The sequence below is a fragment of the Acinetobacter sp. SFB genome (assembly GCF_001647545.1).
In the GTDB taxonomy this organism is placed as follows: Bacteria; Pseudomonadota; Gammaproteobacteria; order Pseudomonadales; family Moraxellaceae; genus Acinetobacter.
The window spans coordinates 83,173-98,224 of record NZ_LSZH01000018.1 but is presented as its reverse complement, the minus strand read 5'-3'; the positions used below and the strand labels follow the sequence as shown (position 1 = coordinate 98,224).

General features: G+C 39.9%; 14 protein-coding genes. 7 read left to right on the top strand and 7 right to left on the bottom strand.

From position 1 onward, the window contains the following. The first annotated feature begins 107 nt into the window (after positions 1 to 107). Positions 108 to 1,889 (top strand): acyl-CoA dehydrogenase C-terminal domain-containing protein, encoded by a 1,782-nt coding sequence (locus AY606_RS15455; RefSeq protein WP_067870594.1) that lies wholly within the window; start codon positions 108 to 110, stop codon positions 1,887 to 1,889. Positions 1,890 to 1,942: 53 nt separating this feature from the next. On the opposite strand, the gene AY606_RS15450 is transcribed toward AY606_RS15455, so the two are convergent. After that, positions 1,943 to 2,152, bottom strand: coding sequence for a hypothetical protein (locus tag AY606_RS15450; RefSeq protein ID WP_067870592.1), 210 nt, complete (start codon positions 2,150 to 2,152; stop codon positions 1,943 to 1,945). A 179-nt stretch (positions 2,153 to 2,331) separates the two neighbouring features. Here AY606_RS15450 and AY606_RS15445 point away from each other — a divergent pair, with 179 nt between their 5' ends. Next, positions 2,332 to 2,829: a phosphate-starvation-inducible protein PsiE gene (locus AY606_RS15445; RefSeq protein ID WP_067870591.1), complete on the top strand. Its 498-nt coding sequence runs from the start codon at positions 2,332 to 2,334 to the stop codon at positions 2,827 to 2,829. A gap of 138 nt (positions 2,830 to 2,967) precedes the next feature. Here AY606_RS15445 and AY606_RS15440 read toward each other — a convergent pair whose 3' ends face one another. Beyond that, the gene (locus tag AY606_RS15440) at positions 2,968 to 3,447 is read right to left on the bottom strand and encodes an RcnB family protein (RefSeq protein ID WP_067870590.1); all 480 of its coding nucleotides are present in this window, start codon (positions 3,445 to 3,447) and stop codon (positions 2,968 to 2,970) included. A 198-nt stretch (positions 3,448 to 3,645) separates the two neighbouring features. Between AY606_RS15440 and AY606_RS15435 the strand changes: the two genes are divergently transcribed. Continuing rightward, positions 3,646 to 4,095 (top strand): hypothetical protein, encoded by a 450-nt coding sequence (locus AY606_RS15435; RefSeq protein WP_067870588.1) that lies wholly within the window; start codon positions 3,646 to 3,648, stop codon positions 4,093 to 4,095. A 99-nt stretch (positions 4,096 to 4,194) separates the two neighbouring features. Here the strand turns inward: AY606_RS15435 and AY606_RS15430 are convergent, their stop codons facing one another. Both AY606_RS15430 and znuD read right to left on the bottom strand, forming a co-directional pair. Beyond that, positions 4,195 to 5,658, bottom strand: a complete 1,464-nt coding sequence (locus AY606_RS15430) for a phospholipase D family protein (protein WP_067870586.1) — start codon at positions 5,656 to 5,658, stop codon at positions 4,195 to 4,197. Between the two features lie 106 nt (positions 5,659 to 5,764). Beyond that, entirely contained in the window at positions 5,765 to 7,822 is a 2,058-nt protein-coding gene (gene znuD, locus AY606_RS15425; RefSeq protein WP_067870584.1) for a zinc piracy TonB-dependent receptor ZnuD, read from the bottom strand. A 219-nt stretch (positions 7,823 to 8,041) separates the two neighbouring features. Here znuD and AY606_RS15420 point away from each other — a divergent pair, with 219 nt between their 5' ends. The 4 genes from AY606_RS15420 to AY606_RS15405 all read left to right on the top strand — a co-directional run bounded on the left by AY606_RS15420 (position 8,042) and on the right by AY606_RS15405 (position 12,159). Then, on the top strand, positions 8,042 to 8,809 hold the full coding sequence (locus AY606_RS15420; RefSeq protein WP_067870582.1) for a DUF4184 family protein: 768 nt from the start codon (positions 8,042 to 8,044) through the stop codon (positions 8,807 to 8,809). Positions 8,810 to 8,985: 176 nt separating this feature from the next. Beyond that, on the top strand, positions 8,986 to 10,776 hold the full coding sequence (gene aspS / locus AY606_RS15415) for an aspartate--tRNA ligase (RefSeq protein WP_067870580.1): 1,791 nt from the start codon (positions 8,986 to 8,988) through the stop codon (positions 10,774 to 10,776). Between the two features lie 114 nt (positions 10,777 to 10,890). Then, positions 10,891 to 11,109: a hypothetical protein gene (locus tag AY606_RS15410; protein WP_067870578.1), complete on the top strand. Its 219-nt coding sequence runs from the start codon at positions 10,891 to 10,893 to the stop codon at positions 11,107 to 11,109. Between the two features lie 186 nt (positions 11,110 to 11,295). Then, positions 11,296 to 12,159 (top strand): lysophospholipid acyltransferase family protein, encoded by an 864-nt coding sequence (locus tag AY606_RS15405; protein ID WP_067870576.1) that lies wholly within the window; start codon positions 11,296 to 11,298, stop codon positions 12,157 to 12,159. Between the two features lie 67 nt (positions 12,160 to 12,226). Here AY606_RS15405 and AY606_RS15400 read toward each other — a convergent pair whose 3' ends face one another. The 3 genes from AY606_RS15400 to AY606_RS16010 are packed head-to-tail and all read right to left on the bottom strand — an operon-like array spanning position 12,227 to position 15,050. Next, positions 12,227 to 13,066 carry a glycosyltransferase family 2 protein gene (locus tag AY606_RS15400; RefSeq protein WP_067870574.1) on the bottom strand — a complete coding sequence of 280 codons (840 nt, stop codon included), beginning with the start codon at positions 13,064 to 13,066 and terminating at the stop codon, positions 12,227 to 12,229. Continuing rightward, a complete protein-coding gene (locus AY606_RS15395) occupies positions 13,066 to 14,193 on the bottom strand; it encodes a DegT/DnrJ/EryC1/StrS family aminotransferase (protein ID WP_067870572.1) in 1,128 nt (375 codons plus the stop codon). The genes AY606_RS15400 and AY606_RS15395 overlap by 1 nt, the downstream gene beginning before the upstream one ends. After that, the gene (locus AY606_RS16010; RefSeq protein WP_081408426.1) at positions 14,190 to 15,050 is read right to left on the bottom strand and encodes a WxcM-like domain-containing protein; all 861 of its coding nucleotides are present in this window, start codon (positions 15,048 to 15,050) and stop codon (positions 14,190 to 14,192) included. The genes AY606_RS15395 and AY606_RS16010 overlap by 4 nt, the downstream gene beginning before the upstream one ends. Between the last annotated feature and the right edge of the window lie 2 nt (positions 15,051 to 15,052).

Genomic DNA, 15,052 nt, shown 5'->3' with positions numbered 1-15,052 from the left:
TTTATAAAAGATGCAAAAATTAATCTTTAGTCGTCTAACAACAATACTTTTCATCGCTTAGACTCAACTAAACCGAACTGACTCAAACAATAAACAGGTAACACCTTATGCCAATTTATAATGCACCGCTTGCAGACATGAAATTCATCCTGAATGATGTTTTTAATGCAGAGCAATTCTGGCAAGCCAATGAAAACCTTGCCCACGTCGATGCTGCAACAGCTGAAGCTATTCTTGAAGAAATGGCGAAATTTGCACAAAACGTCACTTTACCGATTAACCGTAGCGGTGATGAAGAAGGCGCTAAAATTGAAAATGGCAATGTAACCACGCCTGCGGGCTTTAAGGAAGCATTCAAACAATATGCAGATGGTGGCTGGATCGGCTTAGGTGCAGACGAAGAATGGGGCGGTCAAGGCATGCCTAAAATGCTGACTGTGCTTGCAGATGAAATGCTGTTCGCAACCAATCCATCATTCCTGCTCTACCCGCTTCTTTCTGTCGGTGCAGGTATGGCGCTTAACAGCTATGCATCTCAAGAGCAAAAACAAACCTATTTACCTAAAATTTATTCTGGCGAATGGTCAGGCACCATGTGCTTAACTGAGCCACATGCAGGGACTGATCTAGGCATTATCAAAACCAAAGCTGAACGTACTGAAGATGGTACCTATAACATCACGGGTACTAAAATCTTTATTACTGGCGGTGACCACGATTTAGCTGAAAACATCATTCACTTGGTTTTGGCAAAAACCCCGGATGCACCTGCAGGTTCACGCGGGATTTCGTTGTTCATTGTACCGAAGTTCCTGATGAATGAAGATGGTTCACTAGGTGAGCGTAATCATGCAGGTCCAGGTTCAATTGAACACAAAATGGGGATTAAAGCCTCTGCAACGTGTGTTATGAACTTCGACGGTGCCAAAGGTTACCTCGTGGGTAAAGAAAACGAAGGCTTGGCTGCAATGTTCGTCATGATGAACTACGAACGTCTATCCATGGGAATTCAAGGTCTGGGCGCTTCTGAATTTGCTTACCAAAATGCTGCACAATATGCGACTGATCGTATTCAGGGTCGTAGTGCATCTGGCGTGAAATCTCCAGCTAAAGCAGCGGACAGTATTTTGGTCCATGGTGATGTACGTCGCATGTTGCTCAATGCCCGTGCCAACAATGAAGCATCACGTGCTTTCGCAGTTTATGTCGGTCAACAACTGGATATCACCAAGTTCTCTACCGATCCTGAAGCTGTAAAAGCTGCCAATAATCGCGTTGCCCTACTTACCCCAATTGCAAAAGCCTATTTAACCGATACGGCTTTTGATGCCGTGATTGATGCGCAAATGGTATTTGGTGGACATGGTTACATTCGTGAATGGGGTATGGAACAATGCGTACGTGACTTACGTATTGCACAAATTTACGAAGGCACCAACGGTGTTCAATCGCAAGATTTGATTGGTCGTAAAACCATTAAATGTAATGGTGAATTTATTGCTGAATATATTCAGGAAATCCGTGACTTCGCAAATAGTTTAGATGCAGATCTTAACTTCATTAAAGATGCAACATTAGATGCAGCCACTGAAGTTGAATCGGTAACTCAATACGTGATTGAAGCAGCGCGTGAAAATATTGAATTCCCGAACTCTGCTGCGGTAGATTACCTACATGTCGTAGGTCTTTTAAGCTTCTCTTACATGTTCGCAAAAATTGCCAATGCGGCGAAAGCCAAAGATGGTGAATTCTATCAAAACAAGGTGTCGCTTGCTCAATACTTTGCGCAACGTATTTTGCCTGAACTTGCACTACGCATTACCAAAGTAAAAGCAGGTTCGGAAGTGATCATGAACTTTAGTGAAGATTACTTTACCAACCAGTCTTAATTTAAATGCAATAAAAAACGCCTGCATTGTCAGGCGTTTTTTATCAAAATAAATCAGATCTTTTCAACAATGATGGAATCTGAGATTTTTTTACTGCTTTGTGCATCTTGATGAATTTTCACAATTTTAATCACTCCCTCGGATTGTAAGTTTTCACATAATGCAATCACCTTCTGCATTTCATCAACTTTAATACCCGAACCTAGAATGAGTTTTTTTCCATTTTGTAGACTATTAATTTTTGTTTGAATTGTTTCTAACATTTTCGTTTCCCTGATTAATGAATAACCACCCCTACAATATATCAATTCGGTATAAAAAAAACACACTCCATTGAATTATTTATAACTTTCAATTTTTTAACTTTCAATGTGCATGAAACTTGCATACTGTTTAATAGCAGTTTCACACGAATACTGATCTAATATAAAGGAGGTAGAGCATGCAAAAACGTGATGCTAAAGTTGAAAGAATTGAAACCCTCCTCGACCGTTTCGGAAATAGGGCTGTAGAAAGTTTTCATTATATTTCGCTGTTTATTATTGGCTGTATGGTGATCTGGTCTGCAGGTCATACCGTATTCCACATTTTAACTGTAAAACAATTCGCCACCATTGACGATATTCTGCTGCTTTTTATCTATCTTGAACTGGGTGCCATGGTGGGTATTTATTTTAAAACCAATCATATGCCTGTTCGTTTTCTGATTTATATTGCCATTACAGCACTCACTCGCTTGCTCATTTCAGATATTCAGCACGACCATAAAGCAGATATGGATCTGCTGATTATTACCGGTTCAATTCTGATTATGGCGTTTGCAATTTTGGTGGTGCGTTATGCGTCTTGGACCTATCCATCGGTGATTCGTGACAAACATAGTGAGAATTCATTACCAGAAGGTAAAACGCCACGTCCACAAGATGACGAGTTGGCCTAATGTCCTTTCATTCCCTTTCCTTGTTGGAGATGAGAATCATCAGAATATATTCTGAGTTCGCAAGGGACAGGCTAAATTCCAATTTGAATATAAAGACAAAATAAAAGCAGGCCTCCGCCTGCTTTTTTAATCTTTATTTTAACGATTCGGTACTAACACATAACGCCCATTTTCAAAGATCCAGTACGTTCCATTCGGCGGAGCAGGTAAGCCTATACGGCGCCAATCGTTGATTAAAGTATAGTTTGAACTTTCAATCCGTGTTGTATTCGGATCGCCATTTACCCAACTATAACTTTGTGAATTCTGGGTAATCGTCGTTGGCGCCTGATATTGAATACTTAGGCCATTTTGTATCGGCGGATATCCACCATGTGGGGGACGTGATGGATAATGCGGGTAATTGGGGCGATTTTGCGGGTAATTATTATAGGGATAACTATTTTGTGGATAGGCAGGATGCTGCTGTGGATAGTTATTTTGCGGATAATTAGGCCGGTGTTGATACTTGTTGGTCTCCACACCGCGATAATTAGACCATTGATTTTCCGCTTGCGTAGTCGCAGAAGCCCCCAAGAGCACCATGCCCCCAAGAGCACAAATAACTGCTATTTTCATCAGAGCCTCCGAACGACATACATCGTATATAGTTTATAAAGCCTATTTTAGTCCCTAGTTTAGGATAAAAAATGAATAAAAAACCATCTAGCGCAATGTTTTGTAAATTAAATCATCGGGTAATTGGATGCTTTAGTGCATCTAGGCAGTTGTTATGTTTATGCTAAGATATTCTTTTTTGTTATTGGATCAAACAGAGTGGCTGATTTAAGTTTTGACCGCCTCCATCAATTTTTTTGCAAAGTACCGAGCGTACAAGAAGCATTGATTGATGCTTATGGTTCAGATGGTCAACATGCATGGTGGTTTAAATTTCAAATCAATGTGGAACACCCGCTTGCATGGCAAACTGTTCAGGAATTGGGTCATGTGTTGAATTACATTTCCAAGAATGAACGTCTTCCAACCCAGTTTTTGCCTGTTTCACCACCGCCGTATATGAACGGTGAAGCGAAAGAATTTTTGGCTTGGGTGATTCAATGCAATCATCCTGACTTTTCACCCGATGTGGTCTGTGACTGGTTAGAAGCACGTTTACCGCAACCGATTGAAGATGAAAGTCAGTGGACAATCAAGACGGACTTAAAAGAACTTGATAAAATGAAAGATGCCGATCTGGATAAATTAATTCCACCAAATCCCTTATAATTTTTTTATTCACCTTTCCCTAGCTCTCTTCTAAAAAAAGAGAGGGAATATATTCCTCCTCTGGATAAGGAATATATTCCGCAAGGAGATGAAACTGATTTAAAACGTAGACAACCCACTCCACTCCATAAAGCGATAAATGCCATATTTGAATTTCGATTCATCTGCATACTGACTGTAATCGACACTCATATTTTTACCGTCCAGATTTGACCAGGCGCTCTCAAAATATTGCTTGGCATCGGTAAAGACTGGCGCTTTTAATGCACCCACAACATGCAAATCGGTTTCCAGATTATAATTTTTAAGATTGCGTGCGGTGAAATTCGCGGAACCTAAAATCAATTCCGAGTTCTGTGTATCTCGCTTCACAATTATCTTGCTGTGACACTGCTCCCCTTGGGTATTACACCAGCGTACAGGCACACCTGCAGCGTTCAATTCAGAAGCCACTTGGCGGTTGGGAATGCCATTCTTTTGACGACCAAAAGCATCTTTATTGGGATCGAGTAACACACGCAGTTTTACCCCACGTTCATGCGCTGCTATCAAAGCTTTTACAATATGACGTTCAGACAAATAGAACATCGCCAGATCAATCTGCTGTTGTGGCTTGGCTGTTTCAATCAGTTTTATCGTTTCATCAAAAATGGCTTTTTCAGTCAGCACCTGAACTTGCGGCAACGATTTTTCGCCTTCAAACTCACCAACAATTACCATCGGAATGTCGCCTTTGGACATTCGTCCCACAGCCTGTTCGGTCTTTAATACATCAATGGCAGTATTGCCTGAAACCACCAATGCGACGTTGGAATGACGTGAACTGCCATCATGCGGGTTTGCAGACGTGACTAAAGCCTTCCAGCCCTGAGCCGTATCGACGACCAGAGTTTTACGATGATTGGCCTTAAAATTAAACAGACTGAAATAACTGCGCAAAGTGATTTTTTCATGGCCAAATGGATTGGCAAGCCAGCCTTTTTCAGAATTATTGCCCGCATCCTGACAGCAGAGATACCAGAAACCCGACCATAAAGGATTAGATGCGCGTAACGGTCTTAAATCGGTTTCAATCACATCAATACCGGCTGCACGTAACTGACGATAATGTGCTGGTGCAACACCGCCATAAACGGAATTAATCGGGTCGGTAATGACTTTAATGTCAATATTGGGCTGAACACCGCGTTTTGCAATTAAGGCATCAGTGAGCTGTTGCGTCAGTGGACGATGTACCAAGCTCGATTCCCCGACTTCTTTATTAAATAAAAACATGTCCAGTACAATTGTGCTTTGCGCATCATCAATCATTTTTAACATTTCATTAAAAATATGATGGTTTTGTTGCTGTTTGCCACTTGCATCAATATAGGTTTGATCTGCTAAAAACTTTACCTCGGCATGCCGCAACTTACCGGTAAAATTCAAGCCTTCTGGCAAAGGTTTATAGGTATGATAAATTGCAGAGGAGAGATATCCCAAAGCCAATAAACCGACGATCACGCTCACATAATGGCGGCGTGACCAATGCAGTTTCTGATGAATTCGTTGAAAAATGCGCATAACAAAAAACCTAGTCCAATGGTATCAGACTAGGTTTTATTGCTTTATTTTTCAAGAGGATTTCTGTGACTATATCTTGAACAAATTCATCTAATCCAACTTTTGCCTAGAAACCAAACTCTAAACCGACGCTAAAGTTACGTCCGACTTGCGGAATATTCGACAGGAATGAAGCATGTGAATAGACCTGTTCATCCAGCAAGTTATTGGCTTTAAAATACACACGGTAATCGTTATTTTTAGCATATTGTCCAGCATAAGAGACACCCAGATTCAGCATATTATAAGCAGCGCTTTCCTGCTCATAACTGGTGATTTCGTCCTGATTAAACACATGGTAATACTCGGCCAGACCCGACCAGTGGTCATCAAAATTCGCATCGACTTTGGTACCGAGTCGACCTGCCGGAACACGGGGTGCATTTTCACCGTCAATTTTGCCACGGACATAATCACCGAACACCCCCACTTTATAAGTATCGTTTAAGGTATAAGAGGCTTGGGCTTCTGTACCATAAAACTTGGCTTTATCTTGGGTGTAATCCACCAAGCGGAAATCTTTGTAGTATGCCGTGGTATCTGCATAAATGTAATTATCAAACCAGTTGTGATAGACATGTACATGGTAATCCAAAGGACCATTTTCATAATGCAAGCCAAGCTCAAGATTATTAGATTTTTCTGCACTTAAATTTTCATTGCCACGCTCATAAGTATTGGTCGCGAAATGTTTGCCATTGGCATACAGTTCTTGCGCCAAAGGCAGACGTTCTTGGTGAGAACCAACCAGCGATAATTTATAGCTCGGTGCAAACTCCCAGTTCACAGCGCCAGAATAGGAAAAACCGTAATCATCAAAATCTTTCTTATTGGAATCAATTGCAATTTTTTGCTGATCCAGACGTGCACCCAGCTCAACATGAACATCGTTAAACTGCTTATGCTCTAAAGTAAACAGGCTCCACTTTTGAGTTTTAGTCGGATCCAGCAAAGATTCTTCGCCCGTAATATCGAGCTTTTGCTGGTTATATTGAGCACCGATTACCCCTTCCCAATTGGCAACAGGGTTATGCACCAGTTCCAATCGTGCATCATAGCCCTGACTTTTAAAATTGGTCATGACTGAGTTTTCTTCAATTTCATCATGCTTATAGTCGGTATAACTGGCATGGGCGCGCAGTTTTTGAAAACCGGCAAAAGGATTATTCAGTTCGGTACGAAAATCATAGCGCTCTGATTTTAAATCGACCCACGGCCCAGCAGCGTGCTCATGCTCTTCATCATGATCATGTCCATTGTGGTCCAGCATATGGTCGTCATGGTCACCACAATGCAAGTTATTGCCATGCGGATGACAGTCTTCATATTCATGGCTATGTCCGGGCAAACCATACTGATCCTGACGATTGCTATATGAAATACCGCTGAAGCCTCGATCATGAATCCAAGACAACCCCACATTCACCGTTTCGCCTTTTGCAAAGGTATTGTCTACACGACGTTCTTTTTCACCTTCATGAATATAATTCGGAGCAATATAGTTATTGGCATCACGTTTTGAACCTTCAACACGTAAAGCCACTTGATCGCTTAAAGCCACGGTCGCCCCGGCACTGGCTAATTTTTCATCACTGCCCGAGTTGTAGCGTAAACCGACTTGCCCTTCATACCCTTTTTCCGGCATTTGGGTCGGAATTTTATTGTCGGTCACATTGACCAATCCACCAACAGTGCCTGCGCTATACAGTAAAGTCGATGGTCCGCGAATGATCTCCACCTGCTTGGCCAAAATAGGATCCACCGTTACCGCATGATCCGGTGAAAGGGTGGAGACATCGGCCGTTTCAGAAGCATGTTGTAAAATTTTCACGCGTGGACCATCTTGTCCACGGATCACTGGACGGCTTGAACCAGCACCATACTGGTTTGAAGAGACTCCCAGTTCACCCGCTAATGCATCCCCAATGGTCACTCCACCTTGGGCAAGCTTTTTGTGATCAATCACCTGATCGGCCACTGCAAAATCTGCAGCAGACTGCACCAAAGGATGCGCTTGTAACTTGATCGTTTCTAATTGTTGGTTTTGACTCGAGTCCTCTGCAAAAACAGCAGGTGTGATGGCGGCAAAAATAGAGAGTGTAATTAAATTCTTATGAAAGGACATGGAACTGGCTCAAAGCTGCAATTTCTGAATAATGTTATAGTATAACATTTCATTATTTTTGCAATATCGATCTTCCAATTAATCAAAAATACCTCTCATTTTAAGGCATCGGTATTTATCATTTTTTTACAAAACAACTGCTTTCTCAAACATATTACTTTTAATAATTTGCTATGGTGCTTCACATTGTTTTAACCCTCTTCAGTCACCTCTTTAAATATGCCCTTTACGATCTCACATGCTGTTTTGGCTCCGCCTCTTGCCAAACTCACCGGCTACCGCTTGCCCATTTCGGCCCTGGCCATTGGCAGTATGACACCTGACCTTTACCGCCTATTTACTTCTGAAAGCTATGAAATAGCGCATCAATGGCAAGGTTTAATTTTCCCAAATCTGTTGATTGGTTTAGGTTTTTGCTTGCTGTGGTATGCTCTGTATCGACCAGTGATTTTTCGATGGATCGGAATAACAAAGCCACTGGATTGTGATTCTTTCGATAAAATGATGGGATTTATTCTCAGTGTGATTATGGCTTTAATTGTTGGGATTTCTAGCCATTTAATTTGGGACGGACTGACCCATTCAGATTTTAGAACATTTGCCTTTGATCATTTTTTGAATCGACCGGTTTCATTGTTAAACCACATCTATCCGATGCACCGGGTATTACAGATTGGCACCTCAATCCTGGCTTTGCCATTTATGCTCTGGATGGGAATCCACTATTATTTTAAATATAGGCAGTTAAAACCGATTTCCAGCAAAATAAAAATTTCTGCTTTATGCATTGTGCTGATTTCATTGCTCACTGCTGCTTATTATTATCTGCAATTTTTACAGACTCTTGGATCAACTCTAGGGTCAATTGACCTATATTCATTTATTGGCCGATCCGTCAATCAATTTGCCAGTGCATTTTTAATTGTATTTAGTCTGGGCTGTGTTCTCTTTTTAATATTAGACAAAAATCATCGTCTAAATAAATAAACCATCAAAAGTTAAAGCATATTATCCCGATCAGGCAATCTCAGCATTGAAATTGTGGTGATTCTTGATCTAGTTCTTGTGACAAAATCCTCAAAGAGGCATAATTCACTATTCAAAAGCGGTACGCTGTTTACGTATACGCTGACCTTAACCCATATAGTTGGATTTTTTACGCTATGATGCGAACTCATTACTGCGGTACTTTAACCGAAGCCCAAATTGACCAAACCGTAACATTATGCGGTTGGGTACACCGTCGCCGTGACCACGGTGGTGTGATCTTCCTTGACATGCGTGACCGTGACGGTCTTGTTCAAGTCGTGATTGATCCAGATACTCCCGAAGCATTCTCGACTGCTGACAAAGTACGTTCTGAATTCGTATTAAAAATTACAGGTCGTGTGCGTCGTCGTTATGAAGGCACAGAAAATGCCAACATGATCAGCGGTCAAATCGAAGTTCTAGCCAAAGACATCGAAGTTCTAGCTGCTTCTGAAACACCTCCTTTCCCATTGAATGACGAAAACACCAATATTTCTGAAGAAGTACGTTTGAAATATCGCTTCCTTGATATTCGTCGTCCTGAAATGATTGATCGTTTACGTTTCCGTTCTAAACTCACCAACCTTATTCGTAACTACTTCGAAGAAAATGGTTTCTTGGATGTTGAAACTCCGATCTTGACACGTGCAACCCCAGAAGGTGCACGTGACTATCTAGTGCCAAGTCGTGTGTCGAACGGTAGTTTCTATGCCCTTCCACAATCACCACAATTATTCAAACAATTGTTGATGGTGGGTGGTATTGATCGTTACTACCAAATCGCAAAATGTTTCCGTGATGAAGACCTGCGTGCCGATCGTCAACCAGAATTCACCCAGATCGATGTTGAAACATCGTTCATGAGTGACGATGACATTATGGATTTGATGGAAACGTTAACGATCAAGATGTTCAAAGAGCTTCTTAACGTTGAATTCGACAAATTCCCGCGTATGACTTATGCAGACGCTATGCGTGACTATGCCTCTGACAAACCGGATATGCGTATTCCTTTGAAACTGGTTGACGTTGCAGACATGATGCAAGACGTTGAGTTCAAAGTATTTGCAGGTCCTGCTAAAGATCCTAAAGGTCGTATTGTTGCGCTTCGCGTACCGGGTGCAGGTTCACTTCCACGTAGCCAGATCGACGAATACACTAAATTCGTTGGCATTTATGGCGCGAAAGGTTTGGCTTACATCAAAGTCAACGAACTTGAAAAAGGCATTGAAGGCCTTCAATCTCCAATCGTTAAATTTATCGAGCCAATCGTGCTTGATTTATTGAAACGTGTTGGCGCTGAAAATGGCGACATCGTCTTCTTCGGTGCAGATAAAGCCAAAGTTGTGAACGATGCGATGGGTGCATTACGTATCAAAATCGGTCACGACATGAAAATGTCAACTTGCGAATGGGCACCGCTTTGGGTGGTTGACTTCCCAATGTTTGAAGAAACTGATGACGGTAAATGGACCTCTGTACATCACCCATTCACGCTGCCTAAATCAAGCGTTGAAGAAGTGAAGAATAACCCAGGTGCTGCATTGTCTGTTGCTTACGACATGGTATTAAACGGTACTGAAGTGGGTGGCGGTTCACTACGTATCTTCAACTTAGAAATGCAAAAAGCTATTTTTGAAGCTTTGGGTATTTCTGAAGAAGAAGCGGAAGAGAAATTTAGCTTCTTGTTAAATGCCTTGAAATTCGGTGCACCTCCGCATGGTGGTTTGGCATTTGGTCTTGACCGTTTAGTCATGTTAATGACTGGCGCGACTTCAATTCGTGAAGTGATTGCGTTCCCTAAAACCAAGACTGCTGAATGTCCATTGACTCAAGCGCCTGCGCCAGTTGAACTAAATCAATTGCGTGACTTAGGCATTCGTTTACGTGAAAAACCTAAAGCGGAAGTTAAAGTAGAAGATTAATACTTTAATTCAGTGATAAAAAACCCTGCTTGTGCAGGGTTTTTTATTGCATTGAGATCAAGACTTGAGAATGGCATAATAACTGCCTATTTCTGCTTTGTGGTGAGCAACTTTATGGCTATGCGTCCTGCCGTCCGTCGTCGTGCACTTGTGTTAATTGTATTTGCTATAGCTCAATGGTTGTTTATGCGTTATATCTTGGCCAATGGTTTATTCAATATGGATACTAATCAACGTATTCTCTATTTTTGTGTAAGTAGTTTAGGTGGAGCGCTCATTATTTTTGTGAGTTTGATTTATATGGTGTTAAAAGGCAATGCCGACAAACCTTAGTCATTCTTTTTATATTTTTCCTGGACTGATAAAATTCGTCTTCCAGTGATTTTATTTATTTTGTTCTCAAGACTTTTGACCTCATTTTCTGTGGTTTAGAAATGGCGCAGCATCGTTGATGTAATAAAACTCTTTCCAAAATTTTCTTTTTATAATGATCTTGGCTATAAAGAGCGGTGCGTTTCTATGTATTTTTTATTTAAAGTGGTTTCTTTACTTCCGCTCTGTGTGTTGCAATGGATTGCATCTTGCATTGCACTCCTCCTCAATAGCTATAATTCATCCATGAAACGGATTACCCAGATTAATCTGCTATTGGCTTATCCGCACTTAACGGTTCAGCAACATCAAGCTTTAACCAAAAGCAGTTTAAAAAGCCAATGTATGACCTACATTGAGTCGATTAAATGTTGGGGTATGTCGCCTGAATATAATTTGGGGCTGTTGAAAAATATTTATGGTGAACACTACTTTACTGAAGCCTTAGCCAATAAAAAGGGCGTAATTGTGGTGGTTGCCCATTTTGGCTGTTGGGAACTTTTAAATGCATGGCTTAATCAGTATAGCTCCCCCATGATTATGTATAAGCCCCATAAAAATAAAGCAATAAACCGTTTTATCTTGGAAGCAAGACAACGCGTGAATGCGACTCTTGTTCCAACGGATGAAAATGGTGTACGTGCGATTTTTAAACATTTAAAACAAGGTGGCTTGACCGTGATATTACCTGATCATCTCCCTAAAGAATCAGGCGGTATTTATTCAGATTTTTTTGGGCAAAAAACTTTATCCACTACTCTGGTTTCAAAACTGGCCAGTAAAACACAATGTAATGTGATTGGACTCAGTTGTATCCGTGATGAAATATCAGGATTTAATGTACATTGCCTACCTTTATCGGATAATATTTTATCAAAAGATCTGCAGACTTCTGTGGATAGCTTGAATCAAAATTTAGAACATATGATTAATGTCACACCTGAGCAGTATATCTGGTCTTATAAGCGGTTTCGTAAAGTTGAAGGTCAAGAAAATATTTATCAAATATAAGATCATGAGTTCTGAATTTTAAGTCATAGTAACTTGGTATAATTTAGTTACGATGACATGAAATAGTTTATGGAATTATTTTATTGATCCAATACTTCAAAAATGTATAGTATTTAACAGGATAATAAATAAAGACGTTTTTTTTCTTATAATAATATTTTAGAATTAATCGATTAATCTTAAACTCCGCATCAAGATATACTTTTTCATTCTTATACGGTGCGATCACTTTTTTCATCTCAAGTGCCATTTTCAAGCCATCTTGCGAAAAACTTTCTTCATGAATACGGTATTGACACAAAACAGTGGGGATATAAATTAATTTTTTTTGATTCTTGGTCAATTTTAACAACATATACCAATCTTCAACTTTAATATTTTCATCATAGCCCCCCACTTCCTGGATTACATCTAAATGAAACATCTGAGTTAAAGTTGGTAAATCATGATGATTTAAAATAATATCATTAAAACTATATTCTGTTTTTTCAGATACGCGCTGTTCCGTAATTTGATTATTTTTATCGATTAACTCTATACCGCCAAAGACTCCCGTTATATTGGGATTTAATTCTAGATAGTCTATTTGTATCTGAGTTTTCTGCGGTAGCATCATATCATCAGAGGCAATGATACTGACATATTTTCCCTGACAATGTGTTAATGCTTCATTTAATGTCGAACATAAACCTTTATTCGCCCGTGTATTAAAATAAACACGTACAAAACGAGTTTGACACTGCTCTAATATCTCCTTAATTTTAGCAACTGATTGGTCTTTAGAACCATCATCAATCACAATTAATTCGATATTGGCATAAGTTTGGTCAATAATACTTTGAATACTATCTTGAATATAAGCTTCATGGTTATAACAAGGAATAATTACAGAAACCAATGGCTGCATTAATCTAGTCCTTGAGGTATAAAAATATTACATAGCTCAACAACCTTTTCTGTTTCTTCTAAAGTCTGAGTCGGCCCCATTGGCAAACTTAAAACTTGCTGATGGATTTTTTCAGTCAAAGGGAAACTCAAATCGTTCCATTCTTTATAAGCTTGTTGCTTATGGGGAGGAATTGGATAATGAATTAAGGTTTGCACGCCATTTTCAAGTAAATACTGTTGTAGTTCATCTCGATATTTAGTTTGAAGCACGAATAAATGCCATACGTGTTGCTTATATTCGCGTACTTCAGTCTGGCTCAAAGGCAATGTGATATATGAATTTTTTATTTTAGATAAATATAAACTGGCAATCTGACGACGATGAGCTGTCTCTTGATCCAGATAGGTCAATTTTACATCCAGCATTGCGGCCTGTATCTCATCTAAACGGCTATTTACTCCAGGAACCAAATTTTTATATTTTTCATGCGAGCCATAATTTCTCAAGGCTTTCAACATATTTGCCAATTCAATATCATTAGTTGTTACTGCCCCAGCATCCCCTAAGGCACCCAGGTTTTTCCCTGGATAGAAGCTAAAACCAGAAGCATCACCCCAATTCCCAGCACGAATACCGTCTATTTCAGCACCATGAGCTTGTGCTGAATCTTCTATTACCAATAAATTGTATTGTTTAGCAATCTGCATAATTTTTGGCATATCTGCTAGCTGTCCATACAAATGTACGGCTAGGATCGCTTTCGTCTTCAGTGTAATAGCTTGCTCAAGCGCTTCTACAGAAATATTTAAACTCTTGCTGTCAGGTTCAACCAATACAGCTTTTAAATTATTTGCGGTAATAGCCAAAATACTTGCTATATAAGTATTCGCAGGAACAATGACCTCATCCCCATCTTGTAACTTGCCTAACTCTTTCCATGCACGAAGTATCAAAATAAGTGCATCCAGTCCATTTGCAACGCCAATCGCAAACTTTGTACCGCAATAAGTTGCAAAATTTTGTTCAAATGTTCCGAGTTCTTGACCACCAATATACCAACCCGAATCAATCACACGATTACATGCTGCTTTTAATTCATCTTGATATTGTTGATTTACTTTTTTTAAGTCTAAAAATGGGATCATTCTTCTATAAAACCTTTTACAGTAGCGGGATTACCTACAACAATTGCATTTTCAGGCACATCTTTTGTCACAACCGCGCCTGCGCCAACCATGGCATTTTTTCCAATTCTAATACCGGGCAGGATAGTGGCATTTGCACCAATACTCGCCCCTTCCTCAATGATTGTTCTTAAAAACTCATCAGGATATTGTTTAGAACGTGGATGCTTATCATTAGTAAATGTAACATTGGGACCAATAAATACATTATCCTGAACGGTAATCCCATCCCAAATAAAGACACCCGATTTCACAGTTACATTGTCACCAATAACCACATCATTCTCGATAAGTGTATGGGCGCAAATATTACAGTTTTTCCCAATGGTGGCTTGTGCTAGGATCACGCTATATTGCCAAACACGACTATCTTCACCTATTTGAGAACTTTGCACATCAGCCAAAGGGTGGATAAAGGGTTTATGGGCCACTTTGATAAAATCAGCATAATCACGAATATAATCTGATTCATCATAGTGTTCACTTGCAAGCACAAGTAATACACAATCATCTGAAAAATCATGCATTTCACGCCACATCAAGCTTTCAATCAATAAGCCTTGTGCAGGTGAAGACAGAACCACTTCTTCTTTTTGATAACCATTATCCAAAATAAACTTACAGCTTCCGTGTAGGCAGATCGCCACTTGTTTTAAATTTTTATGTGCATGGAAACCACGAGCCTGGTTATCAATAGTCTTAAAAATGTAATAGATACGTTTTAATTCAAATGGAATGGATTGACTCAACTCCAGTGCAATCAAGCCACCACGATGGTCACTTAAATCTGGCAAGTCGATTAACTGAACTAAACTCATCT

Bases quoted from the DNA above. Each gene is read 5' to 3' on its own strand.
- AY606_RS15405 (WP_067870576.1), top strand. From the start codon at position 11,296: ATGTATTTTTTATTTAAAGTGGTTTCTTTACTTCCGCTCTGTGTGTTG.
- AY606_RS15455 (WP_067870594.1), top strand. From the start codon at position 108: ATGCCAATTTATAATGCACCGCTTGCAGACATGAAATTCATCCTGAAT.
- AY606_RS15400 (WP_067870574.1), bottom strand. From the start codon at position 13,066: ATGCAGCCATTGGTTTCTGTAATTATTCCTTGTTATAACCATGAAGCT.
- AY606_RS15440 (WP_067870590.1), bottom strand. From the start codon at position 3,447: ATGAAAATAGCAGTTATTTGTGCTCTTGGGGGCATGGTGCTCTTGGGG.
- znuD (WP_067870584.1), bottom strand. From the start codon at position 7,822: ATGTCCTTTCATAAGAATTTAATTACACTCTCTATTTTTGCCGCCATC.
- AY606_RS15445 (WP_067870591.1), top strand. From the start codon at position 2,332: ATGCAAAAACGTGATGCTAAAGTTGAAAGAATTGAAACCCTCCTCGAC.
- AY606_RS16010 (WP_081408426.1), bottom strand. From the start codon at position 15,050: ATGAGTTTAGTTCAGTTAATCGACTTGCCAGATTTAAGTGACCATCGT.
- aspS (WP_067870580.1), top strand. From the start codon at position 8,986: ATGATGCGAACTCATTACTGCGGTACTTTAACCGAAGCCCAAATTGAC.
- AY606_RS15410 (WP_067870578.1), top strand. From the start codon at position 10,891: ATGGCTATGCGTCCTGCCGTCCGTCGTCGTGCACTTGTGTTAATTGTA.
- AY606_RS15395 (WP_067870572.1), bottom strand. From the start codon at position 14,193: ATGATCCCATTTTTAGACTTAAAAAAAGTAAATCAACAATATCAAGAT.
- AY606_RS15420 (WP_067870582.1), top strand. From the start codon at position 8,042: ATGCCCTTTACGATCTCACATGCTGTTTTGGCTCCGCCTCTTGCCAAA.
- AY606_RS15450 (WP_067870592.1), bottom strand. From the start codon at position 2,152: ATGTTAGAAACAATTCAAACAAAAATTAATAGTCTACAAAATGGAAAA.
- AY606_RS15430 (WP_067870586.1), bottom strand. From the start codon at position 5,658: ATGCGCATTTTTCAACGAATTCATCAGAAACTGCATTGGTCACGCCGC.